This window comes from Morganella sp. Je.2.23, assembly GCF_051129855.1.
GTDB lineage: Bacteria > Pseudomonadota > Gammaproteobacteria > Enterobacterales > Enterobacteriaceae > Morganella > Morganella sibonii.
In genome coordinates, this window is the sequence record NZ_JBCPSQ010000001.1 from 1,352,368 (window position 1) to 1,378,193 (window position 25,826).

Annotated in this window: 27 protein-coding genes; 14 read left to right on the forward strand and 13 right to left on the reverse strand. The window is 50.3% G+C overall.

Features of this window, described 5'->3' with window-relative positions; translation table 11 throughout:
* Positions 1 to 178: 178 nt before the first annotated feature.
* Positions 179 to 745 carry a class IV adenylate cyclase gene (locus tag AAZR23_RS06500; protein ID WP_434691388.1) on the forward strand — a complete coding sequence of 189 codons (567 nt, stop codon included), beginning with the start codon at positions 179 to 181 and terminating at the stop codon, positions 743 to 745.
* Between the two features lie 26 nt (positions 746 to 771).
* Here the strand turns inward: AAZR23_RS06500 and AAZR23_RS06505 are convergent, their stop codons facing one another.
* A complete protein-coding gene (locus AAZR23_RS06505; protein ID WP_243846821.1) occupies positions 772 to 1,299 on the reverse strand; it encodes a hypothetical protein in 528 nt (175 codons plus the stop codon).
* Between the two features lie 200 nt (positions 1,300 to 1,499).
* Positions 1,500 to 2,099 (reverse strand): pentapeptide repeat-containing protein, encoded by a 600-nt coding sequence (locus tag AAZR23_RS06510; protein WP_166707971.1) that lies wholly within the window; start codon positions 2,097 to 2,099, stop codon positions 1,500 to 1,502.
* Positions 2,100 to 2,570: 471 nt separating this feature from the next.
* Here AAZR23_RS06510 and AAZR23_RS06515 point away from each other — a divergent pair, with 471 nt between their 5' ends.
* The 4 genes from AAZR23_RS06515 (at position 2,571) to ttcA (ending at position 5,728) form a co-directional block, all read left to right on the forward strand.
* Positions 2,571 to 2,915 (forward strand): hypothetical protein, encoded by a 345-nt coding sequence (locus tag AAZR23_RS06515; protein ID WP_218426178.1) that lies wholly within the window; start codon positions 2,571 to 2,573, stop codon positions 2,913 to 2,915.
* Positions 2,916 to 3,850: 935 nt separating this feature from the next.
* A complete protein-coding gene (locus AAZR23_RS06520) occupies positions 3,851 to 4,228 on the forward strand; it encodes a helix-turn-helix domain-containing protein (protein WP_071243245.1) in 378 nt (125 codons plus the stop codon).
* Positions 4,229 to 4,272: 44 nt separating this feature from the next.
* A complete protein-coding gene (locus tag AAZR23_RS06525; RefSeq protein WP_434691392.1) occupies positions 4,273 to 4,614 on the forward strand; it encodes a helix-turn-helix domain-containing protein in 342 nt (113 codons plus the stop codon).
* 187 nt (positions 4,615 to 4,801) lie between these two features.
* The gene (ttcA, locus tag AAZR23_RS06530) at positions 4,802 to 5,728 is read left to right on the forward strand and encodes a tRNA 2-thiocytidine(32) synthetase TtcA (RefSeq protein WP_218426180.1); all 927 of its coding nucleotides are present in this window, start codon (positions 4,802 to 4,804) and stop codon (positions 5,726 to 5,728) included.
* Between the two features lie 296 nt (positions 5,729 to 6,024).
* Here the strand turns inward: ttcA and zntB are convergent, their stop codons facing one another.
* Positions 6,025 to 7,008: a zinc transporter ZntB gene (gene zntB, locus AAZR23_RS06535; protein WP_046893505.1), complete on the reverse strand. Its 984-nt coding sequence runs from the start codon at positions 7,006 to 7,008 to the stop codon at positions 6,025 to 6,027.
* A gap of 85 nt (positions 7,009 to 7,093) precedes the next feature.
* Positions 7,094 to 8,728 (reverse strand): peptide ABC transporter substrate-binding protein, encoded by a 1,635-nt coding sequence (locus AAZR23_RS06540; protein ID WP_434691394.1) that lies wholly within the window; start codon positions 8,726 to 8,728, stop codon positions 7,094 to 7,096.
* Between the two features lie 162 nt (positions 8,729 to 8,890).
* Here AAZR23_RS06540 and tpx point away from each other — a divergent pair, with 162 nt between their 5' ends.
* Positions 8,891 to 9,394 carry a thiol peroxidase gene (gene tpx, locus AAZR23_RS06545; protein WP_046893507.1) on the forward strand — a complete coding sequence of 168 codons (504 nt, stop codon included), beginning with the start codon at positions 8,891 to 8,893 and terminating at the stop codon, positions 9,392 to 9,394.
* 70 nt (positions 9,395 to 9,464) lie between these two features.
* Here the strand turns inward: tpx and tyrR are convergent, their stop codons facing one another.
* The 7 genes from tyrR to pspA form a co-directional block, all read right to left on the reverse strand.
* Positions 9,465 to 11,051 (reverse strand): transcriptional regulator TyrR, encoded by a 1,587-nt coding sequence (gene tyrR / locus AAZR23_RS06550; RefSeq protein ID WP_046893508.1) that lies wholly within the window; start codon positions 11,049 to 11,051, stop codon positions 9,465 to 9,467.
* Positions 11,052 to 11,386: 335 nt separating this feature from the next.
* The gene (locus AAZR23_RS06555) at positions 11,387 to 12,457 is read right to left on the reverse strand and encodes a YcjF family protein (protein WP_434691398.1); all 1,071 of its coding nucleotides are present in this window, start codon (positions 12,455 to 12,457) and stop codon (positions 11,387 to 11,389) included.
* Positions 12,454 to 13,851, reverse strand: a complete 1,398-nt coding sequence (locus tag AAZR23_RS06560; RefSeq protein ID WP_434691400.1) for a YcjX family protein — start codon at positions 13,849 to 13,851, stop codon at positions 12,454 to 12,456. The genes AAZR23_RS06555 and AAZR23_RS06560 overlap by 4 nt, the downstream gene beginning before the upstream one ends.
* Positions 13,832 to 14,068 (reverse strand): hypothetical protein, encoded by a 237-nt coding sequence (locus AAZR23_RS06565; RefSeq protein WP_434691401.1) that lies wholly within the window; start codon positions 14,066 to 14,068, stop codon positions 13,832 to 13,834. The genes AAZR23_RS06560 and AAZR23_RS06565 overlap by 20 nt, the downstream gene beginning before the upstream one ends.
* A gap of 20 nt (positions 14,069 to 14,088) precedes the next feature.
* On the reverse strand, positions 14,089 to 14,442 hold the full coding sequence (gene pspC / locus AAZR23_RS06570; RefSeq protein WP_046893512.1) for an envelope stress response membrane protein PspC: 354 nt from the start codon (positions 14,440 to 14,442) through the stop codon (positions 14,089 to 14,091).
* Entirely contained in the window at positions 14,442 to 14,663 is a 222-nt protein-coding gene (gene pspB / locus AAZR23_RS06575) for an envelope stress response membrane protein PspB (RefSeq protein ID WP_024473219.1), read from the reverse strand. The genes pspC and pspB overlap by 1 nt, the downstream gene beginning before the upstream one ends.
* A 45-nt stretch (positions 14,664 to 14,708) precedes the next feature.
* Complete coding sequence (gene pspA, locus AAZR23_RS06580; protein WP_046893513.1) at positions 14,709 to 15,383, reverse strand: phage shock protein PspA; 675 nt, start codon at positions 15,381 to 15,383, stop codon at positions 14,709 to 14,711.
* Between the two features lie 173 nt (positions 15,384 to 15,556).
* On the opposite strand from pspA, the gene pspF reads away from it, so the two are divergent.
* The 7 genes from pspF (at position 15,557) to fabI (ending at position 22,870) form a co-directional block, all read left to right on the forward strand.
* The gene (gene pspF / locus AAZR23_RS06585; protein ID WP_046893616.1) at positions 15,557 to 16,543 is read left to right on the forward strand and encodes a phage shock protein operon transcriptional activator; all 987 of its coding nucleotides are present in this window, start codon (positions 15,557 to 15,559) and stop codon (positions 16,541 to 16,543) included.
* A gap of 71 nt (positions 16,544 to 16,614) precedes the next feature.
* A complete protein-coding gene (sapA, locus tag AAZR23_RS06590) occupies positions 16,615 to 18,303 on the forward strand; it encodes an ABC transporter substrate-binding protein SapA (protein ID WP_434691405.1) in 1,689 nt (562 codons plus the stop codon).
* Entirely contained in the window at positions 18,300 to 19,265 is a 966-nt protein-coding gene (gene sapB, locus AAZR23_RS06595; protein WP_046893515.1) for a putrescine export ABC transporter permease SapB, read from the forward strand. Before sapA ends, sapB begins: the two co-directional genes overlap by 4 nt.
* Positions 19,252 to 20,142, forward strand: a complete 891-nt coding sequence (gene sapC / locus AAZR23_RS06600) for a putrescine export ABC transporter permease SapC (RefSeq protein WP_046893516.1) — start codon at positions 19,252 to 19,254, stop codon at positions 20,140 to 20,142. Before sapB ends, sapC begins: the two co-directional genes overlap by 14 nt.
* Positions 20,142 to 21,134 carry a putrescine export ABC transporter ATP-binding protein SapD gene (sapD, locus tag AAZR23_RS06605; RefSeq protein ID WP_046893517.1) on the forward strand — a complete coding sequence of 331 codons (993 nt, stop codon included), beginning with the start codon at positions 20,142 to 20,144 and terminating at the stop codon, positions 21,132 to 21,134. The genes sapC and sapD overlap by 1 nt, the downstream gene beginning before the upstream one ends.
* On the forward strand, positions 21,134 to 21,943 hold the full coding sequence (gene sapF, locus AAZR23_RS06610; RefSeq protein WP_046893518.1) for a putrescine export ABC transporter ATP-binding protein SapF: 810 nt from the start codon (positions 21,134 to 21,136) through the stop codon (positions 21,941 to 21,943). Before sapD ends, sapF begins: the two co-directional genes overlap by 1 nt.
* Positions 21,944 to 22,081: 138 nt before the next feature.
* A complete protein-coding gene (gene fabI / locus AAZR23_RS06615; protein WP_046893519.1) occupies positions 22,082 to 22,870 on the forward strand; it encodes an enoyl-ACP reductase FabI in 789 nt (262 codons plus the stop codon).
* Between the two features lie 188 nt (positions 22,871 to 23,058).
* Here the strand turns inward: fabI and AAZR23_RS06620 are convergent, their stop codons facing one another.
* Positions 23,059 to 23,982 (reverse strand): Gfo/Idh/MocA family protein, encoded by a 924-nt coding sequence (locus AAZR23_RS06620; protein WP_230061194.1) that lies wholly within the window; start codon positions 23,980 to 23,982, stop codon positions 23,059 to 23,061.
* 197 nt (positions 23,983 to 24,179) lie between these two features.
* On the opposite strand from AAZR23_RS06620, the gene gstA reads away from it, so the two are divergent.
* Positions 24,180 to 24,785, forward strand: coding sequence for a glutathione transferase GstA (gene gstA / locus AAZR23_RS06625; protein ID WP_052927539.1), 606 nt, complete (start codon positions 24,180 to 24,182; stop codon positions 24,783 to 24,785).
* A 76-nt stretch (positions 24,786 to 24,861) separates the two neighbouring features.
* Here gstA and pdxY read toward each other — a convergent pair whose 3' ends face one another.
* Positions 24,862 to 25,728, reverse strand: coding sequence for a pyridoxal kinase PdxY (gene pdxY / locus AAZR23_RS06630; RefSeq protein WP_054425175.1), 867 nt, complete (start codon positions 25,726 to 25,728; stop codon positions 24,862 to 24,864).
* Positions 25,729 to 25,826: the final 98 nt, after the last annotated feature.

Consider the following 25,826-nt stretch of genomic DNA (forward strand, 5'->3'; position numbering starts at 1 on the left):
CCCCTTTGAAATAAAAAAACTGATAAAGGGATACCACAGGCTATTTTTTTGCTGTATCAAAAATCAGCAACAGATGGCATTAAGCGAAATTGATCACATTCTTTTACCCGATCTGTTCCTCCGGTTACGTGATATTATCAGGTCGGTCACAAACCGGTTATTTACAGCGGATAAATTCATGAGTAATCACTTTGATGGTAAATATGAAGCGGAAATAAAATATCACCTGGCTGATCATAGTGCTTTTTTATCACAATTAAGCACAATGCATGCAGAGCCTTTTGTGGTGAATAACGAAGAAACGGACTGGTTTTTCGACACACCACAAACACATCTGGCAGACGGTAATGTCAGTATGTCGGTCAGAACAATGACCCCCTCGGGTATTAAGCTGTGGATAGTGAAAGGCCCCGCCGCCAGTGAATGCAAAGCTATAAATATTGATGACGACAAGCATGTCAGAAATATGCTGGAAACACTGGGTTACCGCTGTACAATGACCTTAACCAAAACCCGCAGTGTCTGGTTTCTCGGGGATATTCATATCACACTGGATCATATTAACGGCACAGGCTGGTTTGCCGAATTTGCCATTATGACGCACGATGAAACTAAATTAACCGAATACAGGGAACAACTGCGGGAGACAGCCGCAGAATTCGGATTGACGGATGATATGATTGAAAAGCAAAGTTATAAACAACTGGTGAGTGCTATGCAAAAAAATAACGGTGCTGAATCATAATCATATTCAGCACCGCTGATACCGGTTTATTTCAGTGTATACATGGTCAGCACAGTATAAGTGACATCTTTTTCATCATTTATCTGTACCAGATTGGCGTTGCTGACCACACCCACCACAACGTCAGTATCTTTTGATTCATATTTGCGCTTAAACTGCCCGATTTTTCCTTTGGCGACTTTTTCGAGGAACGGTGTTTTGCGGTCATATTCTTCATTTATCCCGGCCGGTTTGCCGTAGATTTTTTCCATTTCCGCATTAACGCTATCATATTCATTCAGCAATGCAGTCTGGTCATGATTCCAGACACCAAAACGGGATATGGCATTTAATTTCTGCCCTTCCGGTGAGAAGACCATCATAAAGAATTGTTTTTTAACATCCGGTGATTCCAGAGCGCTGCATAACTGTCCGCCGTCACGGGTTGTTGTGCAATCAAACTCATCAAGATTCAGTGCTTTTAATTCTGCGGGAGTCTGCCCCCATGTAAAGCCCCAGGGTGCTTCCGGTGTCTGACTGCCTGTACCTGCACAGCCGGATAATAATACGGCCATAACCCCTGATATGATAAATTTTCTCATTGTCCCGCCCATATACATTGAGTGATTTGTTACCGATCATATCAAAGACCGGCAACTGACCAGAAGCCTTACTGCCGCTTTATTCATCAAAATCAGATTTGATGAAGATGTTACTGCGTAATTATACGCTTTATTCAGCAGATATCTGTCTCATATACACGACTTTGCACAATTTAATCAGACAGGCGGATATCAAGAACCCGCAGCAGGTTCAGCGCTTCATAAGAAGAGAATGTCGCTTTGGCGGTTTTGTTTTCACGGATATCGATGCAGAAAGAGTGAGAACCGGTAAAATCCGCCTCTTCCAGATTGGTATGCATAAACAGGCTATCGGTTAAATCGCAATCCTGTATAACGGATTTATTCAGCTCCGCCTGTCTGAAATCTGCATTATGGATCCGGCAGGATTCAAAATGAGACTCATGCAAACTGAGGTCAAAAAAGTTATTGCTGTCCAGAATGCATTCTTTAAACACAAGCTGAGAATAGAAATCAAATTTCGGCCAGTGTGCTCTTGTCCAGTCAATGCCGGTCATTTTTGTCCCGTTAAACTCCGTGCCGGAAAAACGGGTTTCGGGTACAGCCAGTAAACTCAGATTGCATTGCATAAACACACAGTCGATAAAACGACACCGGTCCGCCACGCCTGAGCTGAAATCACAGCGGGTAAAGGTACAGTCTTCAAATATCACGCCACTGATTGTCTGATCACTTAAATCCGTATTTTCAAACCGGATGCCGGTATATTCCTGTTTATCTGTGATATCTGCCATGCTTCATCTCCGCTGATATATTGCTGTCTGTTTTGTACATTAAATTATGATTAAAATATAACACATAGTGCCATTCGCATTTTCTCTGTCACCATAAAGCGATTAATAAATACCATTTGACCTAAGTTGTTCTCTGTATATCTCCTGGTTTTCCCGGATAGTATTTACAGTACTGTTTTTGTACGGATCGTCTTTATTTTTTTCAGATTGCTCCGGTGGTATAACAGATGATGCACATCCGGATAAGGTCAGAACCATCAATATACTCACTCGTCTCTTCATCATTCGTTTATTCCTTTATGATAAAAAATACTACGTAAACAAACGGATATTACGCGGCAATACGTAATCTTCATATGCCTAATTTGACTTTTTTACATAACATTCAGATTATTCTACCTTTTAAAAAAAAGAAATACTGTAAACTTTCACACCAGCATAAATCTTAAGGTTTCCGTAAATGAGGTAAGTATGTCTGTCAGTGATAAAACTGTTTATTCTGTATGTTCCAGATTAACCCTGATGGTGATGAAACTGACCGGCCTTGAGCGGGGTATTTCTGTCAATCAGTATTTTGACCGGGCAGCAGATAAATCACTCCTTCAGCGGCTGATTGAAGATAATAAAGATCTCAGTACGCCTTTTTCCGCATTGGACAAATCAAATAAGGATTGTAAAACTGAGCTGATTGAGTATCTGAATAATGAAATTCGTGCATATGCGGCTTCCGAAATAAAGGAAAACTATGCCGCACTGAAAAACGGCAATCTGCTTGTCGTTAAAACGCTCAATTCTGTTATGCAAAAACATGCTTAATTTTTATCCGTTCTATGGCTGCTGCCGTAACCGGCTGTCAGCCATAACATACATCCCGGAGATACGGAAAAGTCGCCCCTGACAACCAATGACAGGTAATAGCGAATAATATGACAGGTTTTTATTATCCTTATCTGAAAAGGTTTCATTGTTGTTATAATTGTTTCGGTTTTGATATAAACAAGCGTTTAATTTCTCCTGTTTATAACGAATTATTATTTTTGATAAACAATTTCCTGATTCATACTGATGTCGCCCGGAGAGAAAAAAAGAAATTATCATCATCAACACAATGAAATAAAAGATATTTTCCGGCTATACATTGACTCATAAAAGCAAGAAAAAACAAAACATTAAGAAATTAAACCTAAAGATATTGATGATTTCGCCGATATCTTTTCAATCACAGTCCGGATATCGGTTTTATACAGCCATGTGTCCTTTTTTGATGCATAAAGGTACGGTAAGATATCCGCAAAACCTCCTTTAGTTTTGTTTATGTAAAGATTATCGCCTATCAAAAACAATAATTTCGGTTTAAAAATTGACATATCCAATTATAATATTGATAAAAAGAATATCATCATATTGAACACCTCTTAACTTAACTCTTTTGGTGAGTATAATTACAACATTGAATAGTTATTTGTCCGATTACCCGGCTGCACTTATATTTTATTTTACATATCAAAAGGATATCATATTCAATACATCAGACATTTCCTTTCTTATCCCGCATTCAATATCTGACTCTTTTCAGTTTTAAATTTCACTTATTATTTATTTGTTCATTTTTATTGCAAATTTTATTTATTGACAACAGTTATAAGGCTTGCCTATTATGCGCAATATACAGTTTGTCTCTTACTACTGGTATCTTATATTGTAGCATTTAAAATATACATTTATCTTAATGACGTCCTGATGGTATCTTTATGCACCCCGATAATTACCGCGACCTTAGCTGTCAGCACCAAATTTTTAAAAAGGAACTTCATACCGTTATAGGACAGGAAATTAAAACATTACGAAAATCAAAAGGCATCACCGGCTATGAATTAGGTTCAATAATAAAATTATCACAACAGCAGATATCTCGTTATGAGAACGGTGACAGTGCTATTCCTCTGGATACACTAATATTAATTCTTCGGATTTTTAATATATCTCCGGAAAAGTTCATTCACAGAGTATTATTTATATTAAACAGAGATCCTGACGCCAAGAAACTATTATCCCATATGTCAAACCATCTGAATATATATACTGACAGCAGTTATCTGGGAACATTTGAACAATATAAACATAATTAATAAATTTATCACTACACACAGCATTTTATTTAAGGGCATATCGTATGGATGAGAGAGAAATCAGTCTCTTTATCGGCCAGCAAATTATGAAGCGGAGAAAATCATCAGGTCTTTCCGGTAAAGCACTGGCCGAATTATTAGGGTTAAGTCAGCAGCAGATATCCCGTTATGAACAGGGTGTGACCAATATAAGAGCAAGCACACTGTTACAGCTTTCTTTTTTATTTAATGTCGATGTAAAAAGCTTTTTTATTGACTGCATCGAAAACAATAACAAACTCAGGAAACTTAATTATAAAGAGAAAAAGAGTTGTGAAACTGACTACGACATCATCACGATTGATATGAAGAACAGAAACAGAGGTAAAACCCGCCGCAAAAAATAATAACATCAGTCACAATCAACAGCCCGTCCCCGTCATCCCGGATCATTCCGTTCCGGGCTGTCATCCTTTTTAATCCATACGTATCCGAATCCCCCGTCCTTCTGCTATCATTGCGTCCTTATTTCAGATTTCCGTTGCCGTGCAGCCTGACACAGGCATCAGCCAAACCCGTTAAGAACAGTAAGACATGAATACACCGAAAGAACAGTACAACATCAATAAGTTGCAAAAGCGTCTGCGCAGCCATACCGGCAAAGCGATCGCAGATTTTAATATGATTGAGGACGGCGACCGGATTATGGTTTGTCTGTCCGGCGGTAAAGACAGCTATACCCTGCTTTCCATTCTGCAGAGCCTGCAACAAAGTGCGCCAATCCGTTTTTCCCTGATTGCAGTGAATCTCGATCAGAAACAACCGGGCTTTCCGGAGCATATTTTGCCGGAATACCTGGAAAAACTGGGCGTTGAATACAAAATCGTGGAAGAAAATACCTACGGGATTGTGAAAGAAAAAATTCCGGAGGGGAAAACCACCTGTTCTCTCTGCTCCCGTCTGCGCCGCGGTATTCTGTACCGCACCGCGACTGAGCTCGGTGCAACCAAAATCGCGCTCGGTCATCATCGTGACGATATTTTGCAAACCCTGTTCCTGAACATGTTTTACGGCGGAAAACTCAAAGGTATGCCGCCTAAGCTGATGAGTGACGACGGAAAACACGTGGTGATCCGCCCGCTGGCCTATTGCCGCGAGAAAGATATTGAGCGTTTTGCCGAAGCTAAAGGCTTCCCGATCATTCCGTGTAACCTGTGCGGCTCTCAGCCGAACCTTCAGCGCCAGGTGATCAAAGATCTGCTGCGCGACTGGGACAAACGCTATCCCGGCCGGATTGAAACCATGTTCCGCGCCACACAAAATGTCGTACCATCCCATTTATGTGACACTGAATTATTTGATTTTAAATCTATCCATCACGGCAGTGAGGTCGTTGACGGTGGTGATCTTGCGTTTGACCGCGAAACACTGCCTGTTCAGCCGGTATGGGAAGATGAGGATGACGACAGCGAAGGTCCGGATTTTACAGAATTACGTCTGGATGTGACGGAAGTAAAATAAACGCCCCGTCATACTGCCGCGCCACGGAGGGTGCGGCCTGAATATCGCCCTGTCAGCAGGGCGCATTTGCATCTGTGTTTTTCAGGCAAAAAAAAACCGATGTATAAAATACACCGGCATGATAATGGTCAATATTCTGTATAAGAACTCAATATGAGAAAAACTATAATTATGGAGCACAACGTTCATCGCTCAACGTTGTATTCACCTGCGGGAGTAATAGTGCCCTAACCGGGCGCGCCGTTTCTTGATATATCTCAAGTCCGGTACGTAAAATCATATAAAAATACACGTTTTTACAACCAGTTACTCTTACGTAACCACCAGGCAACAAATCCGATAACACCCGCCAGTCCCACGCAGAACAAACTGAAAGCAAACGGAAAATCCCCGCCCGGGATACCGCCGAGGTTAACCCCGAACAGTCCGGTCAGAAACGTCGTCGGCAGAAATACCATCGCCAGCAGCGACATGGTGTAGGTACGGCGGTTCATGGCATCCGCCATCATATTGGTGATTTCATCCGAGATAACCGATGTCCGCGCGATACAGGAGTCGATATCGTCAATAATCCGCCCCAGCCGGTCACTGACATCCGTCAGCTGATGCCTGTCCTGTTCTGAAAGCCAGGTGTAACGCTCAGAAGCCAGCCGTGAAAACACATCACGCTGCGGCGCCATGTAGCGGCGCAATATAATCAGCTGTTTGCGCAGCAGGGCCAGTTCACCGCGTGCCGGAATATGCTGATCGAGTATCGCATCTTCCATATCAATCAGGGTATCGTGCAGATCTTCAATAAAATCCGCCACTTCATCCGTGATACAAAATGCCGCTTCCGCCAGCCATTCACCGGTATTTTTTACCCCTTCCCCGTTCTGTAAATCATCCTGAATGGTCTGGATGGAGTGCACTTTACGGTGGCGGGTGGAAATAATATAACTGCCGCAGATCCAGATACGGAATGCCACCAGCTGGTCAGGCCGGTCACCGTCATTGTTGTTGATGGTTTGCAGGGTAATTAATGCACCCTCACCAATACGGAGTGTCCTGGGGCGGATAACATTGTTTGTCAGCCCGTCACGCGCCTGCGGCGGCAGCAGTTCCGTTTCACGCAGCCAGCGCTGGTTATCCGCGGATAAATAGTCCAGATGCAGCCACACCGGTTCTTTTATCCCGGCAACGGCGTTGACATCCACCGGCGTGCAACCGCCCTCTCCGTCAAACTGTACCCGGCAGATGGGATCTGTTCCCTGAAAAGCAGAACCGTACAAAGCGCCCATGCGTCCTCCCCGTTGTTCATAAAACAGCTGATGAGTGTGTTCAGCCGGAGTCTGCCGCGTTCAGCAGCAGGCTCCGGAAGCAGGCTTAGTGTCTGATGATATAGAGATTATGGCTGTATGCCACATCTTCCGGATTATTGACCGGATATCCTTTCAGCCACGGTTTGATAAGACGGCCGTTGGTGTACTGATAGATCGGCGCTATCGGCATATCTTCCGCCAGCAGTTTTTCTGCATCGTTATAATCCGTATTACGTGCGTTATCATCCGTTTCCAGCGCCGCCGTTTTCAGCAGGGCATCATATTTTTCATTATGATACTGCGCGATATTACCGCTGTGTGTGCTGGTCAGCAGAGACAGAAACGTTGACGGCTCGTTATAGTCCCCGATCCAGGAGGCGCGGATCACGTCAAAATTACCGGTATTGCGGCTGTCGATATACGTTTTCCATTCCTGGTTAACCAGTTTCACTTCCGCGCCCAGCTTTTTCTTCCACATCGACCCGACTGCAATCGCAATTTTCTGATGATTTTCCGAGCTGTTATACAGCAGGGATAATTTCAGCGGATTGTGCGGACCGTAACCGGCGGCGGCCAGCAGGGTTTTCGCCTGGCTGTCGAGTTCGTCCTGTGTGAATTTCTGGTACAGACCCGGCTCCGGTGTAAATCCGGCAGTGACATCCGGCGTAAAATGCCAGGCCGGTTTTTCACCGGTGCCAAGCACTTTCTCCGCGATCACCGCACGGTCAATAGTCATGGATAGCGCCTGCCGCACACGCGGGTCATTCGTCGGTGCGCGCTGCGTGTTAAAGGCGTAATAATAGGTACCGAGCTGATCCGGAATATAAATTTGATCGGGGATCGCCTTTTTCAGTTTCTGATACTGATTTTTCGGGAACGATTCCGTGATATCCAGATCATTGGCCAGATAGCGCTTGGTGGCCTGAGATTCATGGTTAATCGGCACAAAGGTGACCGATGTCAGTACTGTGTGTTTGTGATCCCAGTAATGCTTATTGGGTGTCAGGACAATTTTTTCATTCACCACGCGGTCATGCAGAACAAACGCGCCGTTACCGACCAGATGCCCGGTGCGGATCCAGTTGTCACCGTATTTCTCCACCGTGGCGCGATGTACCGGGAAAAGGCTGAAATTCGCCGCTAAGTTCGGGAAATACGGCACAGGGCGATCTAACGTGACACGCAGTGTCCGGGCGTCAGCCGCTTCCACACCGAGGGCTTCCGGCTGCATTTTGCCGTCGATAATCGCCTGTGCATTTTTAATCCCGGCCAGCGGTGCAAACCAGGCAAATGTCGAAAGGTTCTCCGGGTTCACCAGCCGCTGCCAGCTGTAAACAAAGTCCTGTGCCGTTACCGGTGAGCCGTCTGACCAGCGGGCATCGTCACGCAGGCGGAATGTCCATACCTGGTTATTGCGGGTTTCCCACGAAAGCGCGACACCGGGCACCGGTTTACCGTCCGCTCCCTGACTGGTCAGCCCTTCGAATAAATCGCGCAGAATCTGAGCCTCGGTCAGTCCGACTGCTTTAATCGGGTCCAGAGATGCGGGTTCATCTTTCAGATGACGATAAACAGATTGTTCTTTTGCCAGCTGTGTTCCTGCGGGGATCTCCGCCGCAGTTGCACAAAACAGAGAAGAAAAAGTGAAAAACGTTCCGGCAAGAAGTGCGGAACGGGAAAATTTTGCCGGCCTGAGCATAACGGACGCCTTGTATTAAAAATGGTAAACCGATAGATTATCTGATGATTACCGAAACACAACAACCGGATATTACATTTTAATTAACGATATCCGGTGAGAATACACCTGCAAGGTATTTTTGATACCAACAATTATGAGCCCGTTCAGAGGATGATAAAAATGACACAAACTGTAAAACTTCAGGGTAATGATGTTCTGGTTTACGGCGCACTTCCGCGTACCGGTGAGAAAGCCGTGCCATTCAAATTAGTCGCTAATGATCTGTCAGATGTCCAGCTCACCAAATTCGCCGGAAAGCGTAAGATCCTCAATATTTTCCCGAGTGTGGACACCGGTGTCTGCGCCACGTCTGTGCGCAAATTTAATGAAACTGCCGCAAAACTTTCCAATACCGTGGTGTTATGTATTTCCGCGGATCTGCCGTTTGCTCAGTCCCGCTTCTGCGGCGCGGAAGGTATTGAGAATGTGGTGATGCTCTCCACCCTGCGTGACCCGGAATTCCGTGAGAATTACGGCGTCGGTATCGGCAGCGGCCCGCTGGCCGGTCTGTGTGCCCGTGCGGTGATCGTGCTGGATGAAAACGACACTGTGATCTACAGCCAGCTGGTTGGTGAAATTACAGAAGAGCCGGATTATGACAGCGCGCTGAATGCACTGAAATAAGTTACCCGTATCTGTAAAAAACCCCGCTGCCGGTGACGGCCGCGGGGTTATTTTTTATTGCGGGAGTGAATTATTCCTCTTCACCCTCATCCTCTTTTGCCGCACCGCGCCGCTGGCTCAGCCCGTATTCACGCAGCTTGTTGGCGATAGCGGTATGTGAGACATTCAGACGTTTCGCCAGTTTGCGTGTACTCGGATAGTGACGGTAAAGCCGTGTCAGTACAGAGCATTCAAACCGTTTGGTGATATCATCCAGCGACCCGCTGAGAATATCCTCACTGAAACCAATTTCTGCTTCCAGCTCCGGCAGAACGATATCCTGCGGACGCAGCAATGCCCCTTCCAGAGAAGAGAGTGCCTGATAAATCACATTACGCAGCTGGCGGACGTTGCCCGGCCAGTGATAGGCACAGAGAAATTGTCCCAGCTCCGGTGCAAGACGCGGCTCCTCACAGCCCTGCTCCTCAGAGAAACGCTTCACAAAATCACGGGTCAGCGGCAGGATATCTTCCTGATGCTCACGCAGCGGCGGAATAGTCAGCGTCAGCACATTGAGGCGGTAATAGAGATCCTCACGGAACTTGCCCTCTTTTACCAGTTCCAGCAGATTTTTCTGGGTCGCACAGATAACCCGGACATCCACTTTGACTTCATGCTCTTCCCCGACACGGCGGAATGTACCGTCATTCAGGAAACGCAGCAGTTTGATCTGCATCTGCGGAGACATTTCCGCGATTTCATCCAGCAGGACGGTTCCGCCGTTGGCCTGCTCAAAAAAGCCCTTTTTCGGTTCCGTACTGTTGGCGTAAGCACCGGCGGCATAACCGAACAGCTCGGTTTCCACCACATCATCCGGCATCGAGGCACAGTTCAGCCCGAGAAACGGCTGATTGCCGCGCACGCTGTAGAGATGACAGGCTTTGGCAAACACGTCTTTCCCGGTACCGGTTTCGCCGACCAGCAGCAGCGGGGAGTCCATTTTTGCCATGCGCTGCGCCTGTTCAACCACGTGGCGCATTTTGGCGCTTTTCGCCACCAGATCATCAAAACTGCCGGAATGCATCACCTGCATACGGCGTTTCTGCCCGCTGACACTCTCACTGACCGTGCGCAGCAGCACAACCGCGCCGATCGTGGCAGAGGCATCATCTTTTTCATCAAAGTTAATCGGCGTCACACTCAGCGTGTAAGAACGCCCCTTGAGGCTGATGGTTTCTTTGTACGGCGCGGGTTCATCATCCTCAATCCAGCGGGTGAAGTTGAACTGGCTGAAATAATAGGTGATGTTACGCTGGCGGATACGCTCTTCGGTGGTGGCAAACAGGGAGAGTGCCGCGCTGTTGGCCAGTTCGATATTTCCGCGCAGATCGAGGGATAAAATCGGGTCTTCCAGAGATTCGAGTAATGCCCACATCGCGCGCTGTTCGCGCTCAGACGGCATAAAGTGAACAGTTCTGACATCCACCACGCCCGGAATCCGGCGGATCTCAGCCATCAGGGACTGAAACACAGAAAAATCTATCTGCATAAAATTGAGGTATATCCGGCCGTTACGGGCAATTTCAATACCCTTGAGGTCGATATTTTGCAATACCAGCAGATCCAATAACTCCCGCGTCAGTCCGATTCGGTCCTGGCAAATTACTTCCAATCGCATCGTTACGATCCTATTTACACTTAAGTTATTATTTTCCCGTTAATTGAAACTGATTTTACGGTATAAAATGAAAACTGTCACGATTTGTTGACACAATAAATGCGTTCCTGCGGTGTTTATCCACAGTTCCGTGTGAAAAGGCAATGAAAGTACAGATATGTCAGTCGGTTAATGACGTTTTATTCAGCGCGGACGGCAAACCGCGCCGGAGAGGTGGTACGGTGACACGTTGGGAGCATAGCGGGATTGTTGTGGAAAAAACAGTGACGTGACAGAGATTTCTGCATAAAAAAGCCGGATGACATCACAAAATGCACATCCGGCCGGGTTATCGGTTACAGGGCGGATTTTTCCGCACTTTTCCCTTTCGGGACGGCCTGTTTAAGCTGCTGTAACAACTGTTTACGGAAATCCATCAGTTTAGGTTTATCCGTTGTGGTCCAGGGCAGCGGACGGCATAACTCCATCGCCTTGATCCCCAGACGGGCAGTCAGCAGCCCGGCTCCCATACCCTGCGCCGCACGGGCAGATAACCGTGCGGTGATGTCCTGAGAAAGCCAGTCCATTCCCACCTCACGGATAAGCTCGGAGGCTCCCGCGAAAGCAATATTCAGCAGAACCAGTTTAAACAGACGCAGACGACTGTAATAGCCCAGTTCAATACCGTAAATCGCCGCCACCTGGTTGATCAGCCGGATATTACGCCAGGCAATAAAGGCCATATCCACCAGTGCCAGCGGGCTGACAGCAATCATCAGCGCAGATTCCGCCGCAAAACGGCTGATCACCCGGCGCGCCTGTTCATCGGTCACCGGCTGAACAATCTGACAGTAAAGCGTCACCACTTCGCGGTCGTTATGACTGCTCTGTAACAGGCTCTGCCATTGCTGTAACGCCGGATGGTGTGACGGGATATTGGCCTGTTTTGCCAGTTTTTCGCAAAACGCGCGTCCGTCACCGATACGGTGGCTTTGCAGCAGCTCTTCTGCCGCTTCACGCTCTGTGGCGCGCTGACGCAGGCGGTACATGCGCCGCCATTCCGTGATAACAGACCCGGCCGCGGCAATCAGCACCAGAAACGTCGCGGCGATCCCGCCGAGGGCAGTCCAGTCATTACCTGTCCACGCATCACTCACCCATTGAATCAGTTGTGCGACGGCGCTGATCCCCAGCAATCCGCCCGCGACAAACACCAGTTTACGCCACAGGCTGCGCCGGGGTTTCAGTGCCTGAATAAGCAGAGCTTCTGCTTCCCCTTCCGTATCCTGTTCCGCCGTGAATTCCGCGCGTTCAAACTGTATGCTGTCATCGTCCGCAAACTGTTGTGCCGGTTTTAACGTTTCCTGTACCGGCGGCGATAACGGTGCTTCCTCAAAATCAATCCGGGATTTTATCGGCTCACTCATGACAGTTTATCTCCCAGTAAAAACTCCATCGCGCTGTCCATCCGGATATGCGGCAGCGGTGTATCCATCCGCATCGGTAACGGCCGGAAAGATTCAAACTGAAACCCCTGCTGCTGCCAGAAGTCTGCATCCGGCAGCAGCTTCGGCACTTCGCCCGGATAGAACGTCAGCGGGGCGTTGTCTGCCAGCCGGGTACCTTTCAGTGCCGGCATTTTTTCCCCGTTATGCATCACCATGCCGTATTCAGTAGCCTGTACCGAGGCCAGCCCGGTGCAGTCCATTTTAATCCCCTCAAAAGCAGCCTGCTGCCAGGCTGACTGCGTCAGCTGCTGAAGCAGCGCAACAAGGTTCGCATGCTGGTCAGCGGTGACATGATCCGCTTTGCTGGCGGCGAACAGCAGTTTATCAATGCAGGGGGAAAACAGACGGCGTAATAATGTGCGTTTGCCGTAATGGAAACTCTGCATCAGCTGGGTCAGCGCCAGACGCATATCCGTAAACGCCTGCGGCCCGCTGTTGAGCGGGGTCAGGCAGTCCACCAGCACAATCTGGCGGTCGAAATGCTGAAAATAGTGTTTATAGAAACCTTTGACCACATGGTCACAATAGTATTGATAGCGGTCGCGCAGCATGCCGAGCACACTGCTTTTCGCCGCTTTGGCGAGCCGGGACGGGTCGGGCATCAGGTCGGTGATAAACGGGAAAAATTGCAGCCCCGGTGCACCGGCCATATCTCCGGGCAGCACAAAACGACCGGGCTGGATAAAGTGAAATCCCGCCGTTTTGCAGCGGTGAAGGTAGTCTGTATACGCCTGTGCGATTGCCGCCAGCTGCTGTTCATCCGCGGGAGCATCCGGGTCAAGCTGGCGGCACAGTGCCAGCCACGGCTCCGCCCATTCGCCCCGCTCACCTTTGAGCAGTGTTTTCATCTGCTGCGACCAGGTCAGGTAATCCTGTTCCAGCATCGGCAGATCCAGCAGCCACTCTCCCGGATAATCAACGATTTCCAGATAGAGCGACGACGTTTCCTTAAAATGACGCAGCAGGCTGTCCTGCGTGCGGTAGCGCAGTTTCAGACGGATTTCGCTGACACCGCGCGTCGGTACCGGCCAGTCCGGCGGCGTGCCGTACAGTGAGGCAAGCCCCTCATCATAAGCAAAGCGCGGAACCCCCAGGTCCCGCTGCGGGATCCGTTTTACGCCGAGAATGCGCCCGTCACGGGCAGCCGAAAACAGCGGCAGACGTGCGCCGCTCTGTACATTCATCAGTTGATTAACAAACGAGGTAATAAACGCGGTCTTGCCGCTGCGGCTCAATCCGGTAACGGCAAGACGAAGATGGCGATCCAGCCCGCGGTTAACGAGGGCGCTCAGCTCATTTTGCAGACGTTTCATAATTCTCCGGTGTAAAACGGCCAATGACTTTTTTCATACCGGCACGGATAACAGGTTCCAGTACCAGTATTGCCGCCCCGCGCAAGGCCGGACGGGTAACTGATTTCAGAATCACACCTGCAATACCGGCAGGTGCAGCCGCCAGCGCTGCCGTGGTTAACAGCTGCACCCCGGTTTTTCCGGCACGCAGCAGCGTGTGTTTATCCGGCCATTTCATCGTATTCTCCGTTTGTCCGGTTACAAATCACGGAAGCGGCGGTTGAGAGCATATTGTTCCGATGTTACATAGCGCTCAATGTCGCGGACCCGTTTTTCAGTGCGTGCCAGACTGCGTTCCGTCTGCTCCAGCAGCATGGCGGCATTCGGCCCGCCATCACGGCCGGGATAATCACGCGGCACCACCGGCAGTACCATCCCCAGTAAAATATAGAGGGTGATAGTAAGCCAGAAGAAACCAGTAAATGTCGCCACTACTGCGATAATGCGGATCATCCAGGCCGGAACCTCAAAATAGTTGGCAATACCGGCACATACGCCCCGGAACATACCGTCATCCGGATAGCGGTACAGTTTACGTGACTGAAATTCCATTATGATTGCCTCCAGCCCGGATTTTCCGCATCCAGAATCGCTTCCAGGGTTTTAATCCGTGCTTCCATCTGCTGAGCATTTTCCGCCAGCGCCGCAAGGCGGCGGGTTTCGAATTCACCGGCCCGGCTTCCCCGCTGACTGTTATAGTGCAGCCATAACCAGATCGGCAGCACGAACAACACAAAAATTGTCAGTGGTATACCTAAAAATACAAATGCCATATGTTTGTCCTTAATGGTATTAATTCAGGAAAGCCTGTACCGACCTTATTCGCCCTTCTCTTCTTTTTCAAGACGTGCTTTGATGGCCGCGATTTGTGCGCTGATCTCATCTTCGGCTTTCAGTTCGGCAAACTGCTGTTCCAGTGATTTTTCTTTCCCCAGACCATAGCTTGCGGCTTCGCCTTCCATGTGGTCAATCCGCGCTTCAAACTGCTCAAAACGGGCCATTGCTTCATCCATCCGGCCGCTGTCGAGCTGACGGCGCACCGCACGGGACGATTTTGCCGCTTCGTGACGCACCACCATGGATTGCTGGCGGGCGCGGGTTTCGGTCAGTTTCTGTTCCAGTTCGTTAATTTCATTTTTCAGCCGGGCGATAGTTTCGTCCAGAATAATCAGCTCATGACGCAGGGTATCGACATGGCTTTCCACACGCTGTTTTTCCAGCAGTGCGGCACGCGCCAGATCTTCTTTCCCTTTAACAATCGCCAGTTCCGCTTTTTCCTGCCAGTCACTCACCTGACGCTCACCGCCTTCAATCTGACGTGACAGATTTTTGCGTTCCGCCAGTGTGCGGGCAGAGGTGGAGCGGATTTCCACCAGCATATCTTCCATTTCCTGAATCATCAGGCGGATCATTTTCTGCGGATCTTCCGCTTTATCCAGCAGCGACGCAACGTTGGCGTTAATGATATCGGCAAAACGTGAAAAAATTCCCATGATTGATGTCCTTTTATCAGCAATTATGTCTTATGACACGCTGACTATTACAAGATGCGTGCCAATGTTGTGATTATTTTTATCCTTTTGTTTTTTATCGGATTTATTTATTTCCCTTTTGTCATAACTTTTTGTAAAGTGGTCACATTAACCATTTAGTGGTCAAATTAATCATGAAAAATAATACTGAAACCCTGATCGGTATCGATAACAACTTTCTCGACGCGCTGGAAAAAGTCTCGCGGCTGGCAAAAATTGCCCGTCCGGTACTGATTTGCGGTGAACGCGGTACCGGTAAAGAGTTATTTGCCCATCGTCTTCATTATCTCTCCCCCCGCTGGGATGAGCCGTTTATTGCGCTTAATTGTGCGGCACTGAACGATAATTTACTCGATTCCGAGCTGTTCGGTCATGAATCCGGGGCATTTACGGGTGCGCAGCGCCGCCATCAGGGACGTTTTGAACGGGCGGATGGCGGAACACTGTTTCTTGATGAACTGGGTACAGCACCGCTTACAGTACAGGAAAAATTGCTGCGGGTGATTGAATACGGGGAATTTGAGCGTGTCGGCGGGCAGCAGACACTGAAAGCGGATGTGCGGATTGTCTGTGCCACCAACGCGGATCTGCCTGCACTGGCGGCAGAGGGAAAGTTTCGCGCGGATTTACTCGATCGCCTGGCCTTTGATGTCGTTAATATCCCGCCGCTGCGTGAACGTCCGCGCGATCTGACCGAACTCGCCGGTCATTTTGCCGTGCAGATGTGTCAGGAGATGGGCACGCCTTTTTTTGCCGGTTTTTCCCCGCATGCATTACAGCAGATGCAGAGCTATCACTGGCCGGGCAATATCCGTGAGCTGAAAAATGTGATTGAGCGGTCATTGTACCGCCAGGGAGATACCACCGGACTGCTGGCGGAACTGGTGATCAATCCGTTTGTCACCACTCAGTCTCATGCGCCGGATACCGGGGAGCCGCCTTTGCCGCCGCTGCCGTTTTCCCTGAAACAGTGGCAGCACACGCAGGAGAAAGACGCGCTGGATGCCGCGCTGCAACGTGCACAATTTAATCAGCGCGAAGCAGCACAATTGCTGAATCTGACCTATCATCAGTTTCGCGGATTACTGAAAAAGCATGCCGGCAGCCCGCAGCCGGATTAAATGCTTTCGTTTTTGGTTAGTCTCACAAATTGCGATACAATACCCTGTTCATTTTTAACGGTAACTGATTTATGCGCCATTGGATTATCCGGGCATGCGCGGTTCTCCTGCCTGTTTCAGGCTTTGCCGCCGCCCCCGCCCCGCAGACAGACCAGCCGGTAAAACCGGTAACGGCTCAGACCGCCGTACTGCCGCCTGTCCGCGATACCGGTTTTGTCTACTGTGTGAACGGCAACATCAGTACATTTAACCCGCAGCTGGCCAGCAGCGGGCTGATTGTCGAACCGCTGGCAGCGCAGATTTACGACCGCCTGCTGGATGTTGACCCTTACACTTACCGCCTGATCCCGGAACTGGCCGCCCGCTGGACCGTACTGGATAACGGCGCGACTTACCGTTTTTATCTGCGCCGTGATACCGATTTTCAGACCACAGACTGGTTCAAACCGACCCGTAAAATGAATGCGGATGATGTGGTGTTCAGCTTTTCCCGCGTGGTGGATAAACAGAATCCGTATCACTATGTCAACGGCGGGCGTTATCCCTATTTTGACAGCCTCCAGTTCGCGTCCAACGTTAAATCCATCCGCAAAATCAATAACCACACCGTTGAATTTAAACTGAATACCCCGGATGCCTCTTTTCTGTGGCACCTGGCAACCCATTACGCACCCATCCTGTCCAAAGAGTACGCCGATAACCTGCTGAAAACCCGCCGTCAGGAGCAGCTCGACTGGAAACCGGTCGGGACCGGGCCGTATTATCTGGATGATTACCAGAGCGGTCAGTTTGTCCGTCTGCAACGCCATGACAACTACCGCAAAGGGAAACCCCGCATGCAGGAAGTGGTGGTTGATCTCGGAGCTGGCGGTACCGGCAGAATGTCAAAACTGATCACCGGCGAGTGTGATGTGCTGGCCTATCCCGCCGCAAGTCAGTTGCAGGTACTGCGTGATGATCCGCGCCTGAGTCTGATGCTGCGCCCGGGGATGAATATCGCGTATCTGGCGTTTAACACCAGTAAACCGCCGTTTAATAATCCGCAGGCGCGCCGTGCAATTGCATACGCGATTAATAATGAGCGCCTGATGAAATCCATCTATTACGGCACGGCGGAAACCGCCGCCTCTATCCTGCCGCGCGTTTCCTGGGCGTATGATAACCAGGCCCGTGTCACGGAATATAATCCGGAAAAAGCAAAAGCGATGCTCAGTGAGCTGGGACTCAGCGATATCACACTGAATCTCTGGGTGCCGACCGCTTCGCAGTCCTACAACCCCAGCCCGCTGAAAATGGCTGAGCTGATTCAGGCTGATTTGGCCCGCGCCGGGATTAAAATGAACATCCGCCCGGTTGAGGGGCGTTTTCAGGAAAACAGCCTGATGGATCGCAGCCACGATATTACGCTTGCGGGCTGGTCAACCGACAGTAATGACCCGGACAGTTTTTTCCGCCCGCTGCTCAGTTGTGCGGCCATCGGTTCGCAAACCAACCTGAGCCACTGGTGTTCCCCGGAATTTGATGATGTGATCCACCAGGCGCTGCTTGAACAGCAACTGAGCAGCCGGATAGAGTATTATCACCAGGCACAGCAGATTCTGGCACAGGATCTGCCGGTGCTGCCGCTGGCTTATTCCCTGCGTTTGCAGGCATTCCGTTATGATATCAAAGGGCTGGTGCTCAGCGCGTTCGGCAATACCTCCTTTGCGGGGGTTTACCGTGATACCGGGGATGCGCCGGAACCGGAGGATAAGCCATGATCATCTTTATTCTTCGCCGTCTGCTGCTGGTGCTGATCACCCTATGTTTTCTGTCTGTTCTCAGTTTCAGCCTGAGTTATTTTCCGGCCAACGCACCGCTGAGCGGCGCGTCTCTGACAGATGCGGTGCTGTTCTATTATAAGAGCCTGTTTTCATGGGATTTCGGCAGTTCAGTCATTAATGGTGAACCGATCAGCCAGCAGTTATGGGCGGTACTGCCCGCCACGCTGGAACTGTGCGGTCTGGCGTTCATGCTGGCGCTGGTGATCGGCATTCCTGCCGGGATTATCGCCGGGGTCTGGCGCAATAAGATGGCGGATATCACCATCAGCACCTTTGCCCTGGTCGGTTTTTCGGTTCCGGTATTCGGGCTGGCGCTGCTGCTCACGCTGTTCTTCTCTCTGCGGCTGGACTGGCTGCCGGTCTCAGGACGTATTGACCTGCTGTATGATTTAACACCGGTCACCGGATTTGCGGTGATCGATGCCTGGCTGTCCGATTCACCGTACCGGCAGGCGATGATCCTCAATGTGCTGTCCCATATGGTGCTGCCGGTGATCACCCTTTCCATCGCGCCGATGACTGAAGTTATCCGCCTGATGCGTACCAGTACCGAAGAGATTATCAGCCAGAACTATATTAAGGCCGCCGCTATCCGCGGGTTATCACGTCTGACGATTATCCGCCGCCACCTGCTGCATAATGCGCTGCCGCCGGTGATCCCGAAACTCGGGTTGCAGTTCTCCACCATGCTGACGCTGGCAATGGTGACGGAAGTGGTGTTTAACTGGCCGGGGATCGGCCGCTGGCTGATCACCGCTATCCGCCAGCAGGACTTTGCCGCGATTTCTGCCGGTGTCATGCTGGTCGGCGCCATGGTGATTATTGTCAATATGCTGTCAGATATCCTGGGTGCCGTCAGCAGCCCGCTGAAACATAAGGAATGGTATGCCTTCAGATAATTTCTACCGTGAAGACCGGATGCCGTCCCCGGGGCGGGTTATCTGGCAGCATTTCACCGCAGATATTCCGGCGATGATCGGCTTTTACGGCGTACTGTTTCTGATTGCGCTGTCAATCGCAGGCTCCTGGATAGCCCCTTATGCCCTCGACCAGCAGTTTGCCGGTCACCAGTTATTACCGCCGTCCTGGTCCCATTACGGGAATGTCGCATTTTTCCTCGGTACGGACGATCTCGGCCGCGATATTTTCAGTCGTCTTATCCTCGGCACACAATCGACTTTCGGCGGCGCATTGCTGGTCACTGTCACCGCCACTGTAGCCGGTATTATTATCGGCTGTCTGGCGGGAATGACCTCCGGTCTGCGCTCCGCCATCTTTAATCATATGTTTGATACCCTGCTGGCACTGCCTTCTCTGCTGCTGGCGATTATTGTTGTGGCATTTTTCGGTGCCAGTCTCAGTCACGCGATGATCGCCGTGGCGCTGGCACTGCTGCCCCGTATTGTGCGGATGATTTATATCGCAGTACATGATGAGCTTGATAAGGAATATGTGATTGCCGCCCGCCTCGACGGCGCCTCCAATCTCAATATTCTTATACACACTGTACTGCCGAATATCAGTGCGGTAACCGTTACCGAACTGACGCGCGCCCTGTCTATTGCCATTCTGGATATTGCCGCACTCGGTTTTCTGGAGCTGGGGGCACAACTGCCGTCGCCGGAATGGGGAGCTATGCTCGGGGATTCGCTGGAACTGATTTATGTCGCCCCCTGGACCGTACTCCTGCCGGGAACCGCTATACTTATCAGTGTATTGCTGGTAAATCTGCTCGGCACCGGATTACAGCGCGCCATTAATGCGGGAGTTGAATAATGCCGTTACTGGATATCCGCAATTTAACCATTGAATTTATGACAGCTGCCGGGCCGGTCAAGGCCGTTGATCGTGTGACACTGTCCCTGACCGAGGGCGAGTTCCGCGGGCTTGCCGGAGAATCAGGTTCCGGTAAGAGTCTGATCGCCAAAGCGATTGCCGGTATTACCAAAGATAATCTGCGGGTAACCGCTGACCGGTTCCGCTTTAATGATATCGATTTACTGAAGCTCTCCCCCCGTCAGCGCCGCCGGGTGATTGGCCATAATGTGTCGATGATTTTCCAGGAGCCGCAATCCTGCCTGGATCCGTCAGAAAATATCGGTAAGCAACTGATTCAGACCATCCCCGGCTGGACCTACAAAGGCCGCTGGTGGCAGCGTTTTCACTGGCGCAAACGCCGTGCGATTGAGCTGCTGCACCGCGTCGGTATTAAAGATCACAAAGATGTGATGAGCAGTTATCCCTATGAACTGACCGAGGGGGAATGCCAGAAGGTGATGATTGCCATCGCCCTGGCCAATCAGCCGCGTCTGCTGATCGCCGATGAGCCGACCAACGCCATGGAACCCGATACACAGGCACAGATTTTCCGTCTGCTGACCCGGCTGAACCAGAACAACAATATGACGATTCTGCTGATCAGCCACGATTTGCAGTTAATGAGCCAGCTGGTGGATCGTATTAATGTGCTCTACTGCGGACAGACAGTGGAGAGCGCCGAGCCGGATGACCTGCTGCTCAAGCCGCACCATCCGTATACTCAGGCGCTGATGCGGGCTATCCCTGATTTTGAGAAGCCGCTGGCGCACAAATGCCGCCTGAATACCCTGCCGGGTGCGATTCCGTCACTGGAGCATCTGCCGGTCGGCTGCCGTCTGGGGCCGCGCTGTCCGTATGCCCAGAAAGTGTGCATTGATGCGCCGCGTCTGCGGACCGTTAAAAACCGCAGTTTTGCCTGCCACTTCCCGCTGAATATGGAGGACGTATAATGCCCGGTCCGCTGCTGGAAGTTAAAAATCTGAGCAAAACGTTCCGTTACCGGGATGGCTTTTTCCGCCGTCACCGGCTTGAAGCAGTTAAACCGGTCAGTTTTACACTGCAACCCGGCCAGACACTCGCGATTACCGGCGCAAACGGCTCCGGAAAATCCACCCTCGCCCGGATGCTATCCGGTATGATTGAGCCGAGCGGCGGGGAAATTCTGATCGACAAACACAAGCTGACGTTCGGTGACTACAGTTACCGCAGCCAGCGTATCCGGATGATATTCCAGGACCCGGCCACCTCACTCAATCCGCGTCAGCGTACCGGGCAGATTCTTGAGCTGCCGCTGATGCTCAATACTGATCTGGATGCCACCGGACGCCGTCTGCGTATTAACGCGACACTGCGCCAGGTCGGTCTGCTGCCTGATCACGCGGATTATTATCCGCACATGCTGGCCTCCGGACAAAAACAGCGCGTGGCACTCGCCCGCGCCCTGATTTTGCAGCCGGAAGTGATTGTGGCGGATGAAGCACTGGCATCGCTGGATATGTCATTACGTTCGCAAATTATTAATCTGATCCTGGAACTCCAGGAAACGCAGAAAATTGCCTATATTTATGTCACACAGCATCTGGGCATGGCAAAACATGTCAGTGACCAGATACTGGTGATGCATAACGGCGAAGTCGTCGAGCGCGGTAACACCGCGGAAGTGCTGGCATCACCGCTGCACGATGTGACGCGTCGTCTTATCACCAGCCATTTTGGTGAAGCATTGTCCGCCGAGGCCTGGCGTCAGGATGTGGATTAACTGCCGCGATTCTGATAGTTCAGACCGGTTACATCTTAATTTCCGGTAATCTGTTAATATCCGCCGGATTTTTTATAACCGCGTCACCTGCCGGATGTGCGGCACAGAGGGTGACAGAGAACACACAAGGAAACTGCTATGGGTTTTATGACCGGTAAACGCATCCTGATCACAGGGGTTGCAAGCAAATTATCGATTGCTTACGGTATTGCCAAAGCAATGCGTGAACAGGGGGCCGAACTTGCTTTCACTTATCAGAATGACAAGCTGAAGCCCCGTGTTGAAGAGTTCGCTCAGTCTCTGGGTTCCTCCGTCGTTCTGCCTTGTGATGTGGCAGAAGATGAAAGCATCGGAAATCTGTTCACTGAGTTAGCCAAAGTCTGGCCGAAATTTGACGGTTTTGTTCACTCCATCGGCTTTGCACCGGCGGATCAGTTAGACGGCGATTATGTGGATGCGGTGACCCGTGAAGGCTTCCGCATTGCCCACGACATCAGCGCATACAGCTTTGTGGCGATGGCAAAAGCCTGCCGCAGTATGCTGAACCCGAATTCTGCCCTTCTCACACTCTCTTATCTGGGTGCGGAGCGCGCTATCCCGAACTACAACACCATGGGTCTTGCAAAAGCCTCTCTGGAAGCGAACGTCCGTTATATGGCGAATGCGATGGGGAAAGAAACGATCCGTGTTAATGCGGTTTCTGCCGGGCCTATCCGGACACTGGCAGCATCCGGGATTAAAGATTTCCGCAAAATGTTGTCACACTGCGAAGCAGTTACTCCGCTGCGCCGTACAGTCACCACCGAAGATGTGGGTAATGCCGCAGCGTTCCTGTGCTCTGATCTGGCAGGCGGTATCACCGGTGAAATACTGCACGTTGACGGCGGTTTCAGTATCGCGGCAATGAATGAGCTGGAACTGAAATAATACGGCTTCTGTCCGGTTTTTCATTGAGATCACCGCCGGACAAATCAGTCAGCAGATAACAGGCAAGCGGACGAAAAGCATGCGCGTCATGGATGACGCGCCTGAGCGCACAGGGAAGTGTTTACAGCGTCTTTTCGTTTTGCCTGTTATCTGCTGCTCTCCGCGCTTTCAGAAAACACGCCTTTCAATTACCTGTCTGTCAGTAACGTTTCTGTCAGCCGCTGCGCATAAAGCGCTTCTTCGCCGCTGACCAGCGGTTGTGTCTGATTAGCAACAGATTCAATAAAGTGCCGCACCGCACCGTCAAACCCGCGCTGAACCAGCAGCGGCTCCCACGCCTTCGGATGCTGTTCCTGTATCCCGGCGGCGGTTTCACTGCGCCAGTGAGTCATATCCGTTACCTGATAACAGCCGTCACGCCCCGTCACACTGACCTGCTCCCGCTGACTCGCCGCACAGCGGTGCATGGATGCCGTCAGCCAGGCGCCGTTGCCGGTCTGTAAATGGTGTTCAGCATACAGCAGCTGATTGGCCTCATTTACCTGCATATGCCCGCTTTTCAGTACGGCATTCCCGTCCCGTCCCAGCCACAGCAGGGTATCTGCGATATGTAAGTAGTCATCTGTCACTGTAAAACGGACATCGTTCGGGCCGACACTGTTGCTGCGGTGTTTTTCCATGCGGATGGATGCGGTTTTTCCGGCAATTTGCTCCCTGAGTTGCAGATAAAATGGTGAGAAACGACGGTTAAAACTCACCATCAGCGCCCGCTGTTTTTTCTCTGCCAGACTGACAAGCGCTTCTGACTGCTCATACGTTGCCGCCAGCGGCTTATCAACACAAACATGACAACCCGCATTCAGCAGTTCACTGACAACCTGAAAATGACTCTCTGTACTGCTGTGCACAAATACCGCGTCACACTGTTCTGCCAGTGCGCGGAGTGACGGAAACAGCGGAAACCGGTAAGCATCACAGACCTGACGGGCTTTTTCCTGATTCGGTGAGAACCCGCCGGACAGCACCCAGTTATCCGTTCTGGTCAGAACCGGTAAATACGCTTTTTGTGCTATTCCGCCCAGCCCGGCGACACCGATACGGATTTTTTTCATATGTGCTTTACCTTTTATTGTTTTGTAACAATGAATTACAGAGTCTTTTCACAAATTGAATCCGGGGCGATTATATGGAAAGATGGGGTTAACCGACAAATAATTCGCACCCGGAATACATTACGCCCGCGAATACCGGTCTATACTTCATCAAATACCGCCATGTCCGTTCTTTTGTTTTAACTAAGGAGCATACCATGCAATTGTTCTATACCCCGGGAAGTTGTGCACTATCACCCCATATTATTTTGCGTGAAACCGGCCTGGATTTTTCACTGGTTCGTGTCAATCTGAAAGAGAAGAAAACCGAAAACGGTGATGACTACCTGAAAATTAATCCGAAAGGACAAGTCCCCGCACTGAGTATCAGTGACAGTCAGTTGCTGACAGAAGGTGTGGCTATTGTGCAGTATCTTGCTGATCAGAAACCGGATCGCAAGCTGATTGCCCCGGCGGGAACGATGGAGCGCTACCATCAGATTGAATGGCTTAACTATATTGCCAGCGAAGTGCATAAAAGCTACGGCCCGCTGTTCTCGCCGGAAACGCCGGAAGATTACCGGCCGATTGCGCTGCGTAATCTGACGAATAAGTTTGCTTATGTGGACAGCGTGCTGGCGAAAAGCCCGTATATTACCGGCAACAATTTTACCGTAGCCGATGCTTATCTGTTTACCGTCTGCGGCTGGGCGCCGCACCTGAAGATTTCACTGGAGCCGTATCCGCATTTACAGGCTTATCTGGCGAAAATTGCGCACCGCCCGCATGTGCAGGATGCGATGGAAGCGGAAGGTCTGATTTAATCGTTCTGATATACAGAGACAAAAAACGCCGGATAATCCGGCGTTTTCTTTATACCGATATGGCGTGCAGACGGGATCAGTCGATCTGTTCCGCACAGAATTTGTGCACCGGAAGTACCATTTCATCCTGAGCCGCAACCAATTGCAGTTCGTACTCATTCATGGTTTTGGTTTTCAGCATCACTTCATAAACAGCGGCGGCCACATGTTCCAGAGCCTTCGGCAGTTCTTCACCTTTCAGCAGGTTCACCAGCATCAGACCACTGGTTAAATCACCCACACCCACCGGCTGACGTTCGCCGAAATCCACCAGCGGACGGCTGACATGCCAGGCGTGATCGGCGGTGACCAGGATCATTTCAAAGCGGTCGGCGCGGTAACCGGCACGGGACAGGTGCTTGACCAGCACCAGGCGCGGCCCTTTTTTGCACAGTTCACGGGCAGCGGCAACGGCTTCACCCACATTGTGAATAGTTTGTCCGCTCAGGGTTTCCAGCTCAAGCAGGTTCGGTGCGATCATATCGCTGACTGCCAGCGCTTCCTGACACAGAAAATCTGCCACACCCGGCGCCACGATACAGCCTTTTTCCGGATGCCCCATGACCGGATCACAGAAATACCATGCCTGCGGATTACGGGTTTTGACTTTTTTCACCACATCCAGGATACGTTTACCCTGCTCTGCTGAGCCGAGGTAACCGCTGAGTACCGCATCACAGCGGGTCAGCTGATCGATTTTATCAATGCCGTCCACAATCTCCGTGATGTGCTCTGCGCTCATCACGCAGCCGGTCCAGCCTTGTGCATACTGTGTGTGATTAGAAAACTGGACGGTATTAAGCGGCCAGACATTAACACCCATGCGGCGCATCGGGAATTCAGCCGCACTGTTACCGGCATGACCATACACAACATGGGATTGGATAGAGAGAATATTTTTCATTGATACAACCTGATTTTTTATTATTACTGCGCATATCATATTCTGTGAAGCAGAAAAGATCTTGCTGACAGATCAAAAAGGGCAACTTTCGTTGCCCT

Excerpts from the sequence above, each read along its gene's own strand:
- zntB (WP_046893505.1), bottom strand. The coding sequence starts at position 7,008 with ATGGGCGCTTTGTACGGTTCTGCTTTTCAGGGAACAGATCCCATCTGC.
- pspA (WP_046893513.1), bottom strand. The coding sequence starts at position 15,383 with ATGGGAATTTTTTCACGTTTTGCCGATATCATTAACGCCAACGTTGCG.
- tpx (WP_046893507.1), top strand. The coding sequence starts at position 8,891 with ATGACACAAACTGTAAAACTTCAGGGTAATGATGTTCTGGTTTACGGC.
- sapB (WP_046893515.1), top strand. The coding sequence starts at position 18,300 with ATGATCATCTTTATTCTTCGCCGTCTGCTGCTGGTGCTGATCACCCTA.
- AAZR23_RS06505 (WP_243846821.1), bottom strand. The coding sequence starts at position 1,299 with ATGGCCGTATTATTATCCGGCTGTGCAGGTACAGGCAGTCAGACACCG.
- pspF (WP_046893616.1), top strand. The coding sequence starts at position 15,557 with ATGAAAAATAATACTGAAACCCTGATCGGTATCGATAACAACTTTCTC.
- AAZR23_RS06565 (WP_434691401.1), bottom strand. The coding sequence starts at position 14,068 with ATGAAATGGCCGGATAAACACACGCTGCTGCGTGCCGGAAAAACCGGG.
- AAZR23_RS06525 (WP_434691392.1), top strand. The coding sequence starts at position 4,273 with ATGGATGAGAGAGAAATCAGTCTCTTTATCGGCCAGCAAATTATGAAG.
- AAZR23_RS06555 (WP_434691398.1), bottom strand. The coding sequence starts at position 12,457 with ATGAGTGAGCCGATAAAATCCCGGATTGATTTTGAGGAAGCACCGTTA.
- tyrR (WP_046893508.1), bottom strand. The coding sequence starts at position 11,051 with ATGCGATTGGAAGTAATTTGCCAGGACCGAATCGGACTGACGCGGGAG.
- gstA (WP_052927539.1), top strand. The coding sequence starts at position 24,180 with ATGCAATTGTTCTATACCCCGGGAAGTTGTGCACTATCACCCCATATT.
- sapF (WP_046893518.1), top strand. The coding sequence starts at position 21,134 with ATGCCCGGTCCGCTGCTGGAAGTTAAAAATCTGAGCAAAACGTTCCGT.
- fabI (WP_046893519.1), top strand. The coding sequence starts at position 22,082 with ATGGGTTTTATGACCGGTAAACGCATCCTGATCACAGGGGTTGCAAGC.
- AAZR23_RS06540 (WP_434691394.1), bottom strand. The coding sequence starts at position 8,728 with ATGCTCAGGCCGGCAAAATTTTCCCGTTCCGCACTTCTTGCCGGAACG.
- ttcA (WP_218426180.1), top strand. The coding sequence starts at position 4,802 with ATGAATACACCGAAAGAACAGTACAACATCAATAAGTTGCAAAAGCGT.
- AAZR23_RS06515 (WP_218426178.1), top strand. The coding sequence starts at position 2,571 with ATGTCTGTCAGTGATAAAACTGTTTATTCTGTATGTTCCAGATTAACC.
- AAZR23_RS06520 (WP_071243245.1), top strand. The coding sequence starts at position 3,851 with ATGCACCCCGATAATTACCGCGACCTTAGCTGTCAGCACCAAATTTTT.
- AAZR23_RS06560 (WP_434691400.1), bottom strand. The coding sequence starts at position 13,851 with ATGAAACGTCTGCAAAATGAGCTGAGCGCCCTCGTTAACCGCGGGCTG.
- sapD (WP_046893517.1), top strand. The coding sequence starts at position 20,142 with ATGCCGTTACTGGATATCCGCAATTTAACCATTGAATTTATGACAGCT.
- sapC (WP_046893516.1), top strand. The coding sequence starts at position 19,252 with ATGCCTTCAGATAATTTCTACCGTGAAGACCGGATGCCGTCCCCGGGG.
- sapA (WP_434691405.1), top strand. The coding sequence starts at position 16,615 with ATGCGCCATTGGATTATCCGGGCATGCGCGGTTCTCCTGCCTGTTTCA.
- pspB (WP_024473219.1), bottom strand. The coding sequence starts at position 14,663 with ATGGCATTTGTATTTTTAGGTATACCACTGACAATTTTTGTGTTGTTC.
- AAZR23_RS06620 (WP_230061194.1), bottom strand. The coding sequence starts at position 23,982 with ATGAAAAAAATCCGTATCGGTGTCGCCGGGCTGGGCGGAATAGCACAA.
- pdxY (WP_054425175.1), bottom strand. The coding sequence starts at position 25,728 with ATGAAAAATATTCTCTCTATCCAATCCCATGTTGTGTATGGTCATGCC.
- pspC (WP_046893512.1), bottom strand. The coding sequence starts at position 14,442 with ATGGAATTTCAGTCACGTAAACTGTACCGCTATCCGGATGACGGTATG.
- AAZR23_RS06510 (WP_166707971.1), bottom strand. The coding sequence starts at position 2,099 with ATGGCAGATATCACAGATAAACAGGAATATACCGGCATCCGGTTTGAA.
- AAZR23_RS06500 (WP_434691388.1), top strand. The coding sequence starts at position 179 with ATGAGTAATCACTTTGATGGTAAATATGAAGCGGAAATAAAATATCAC.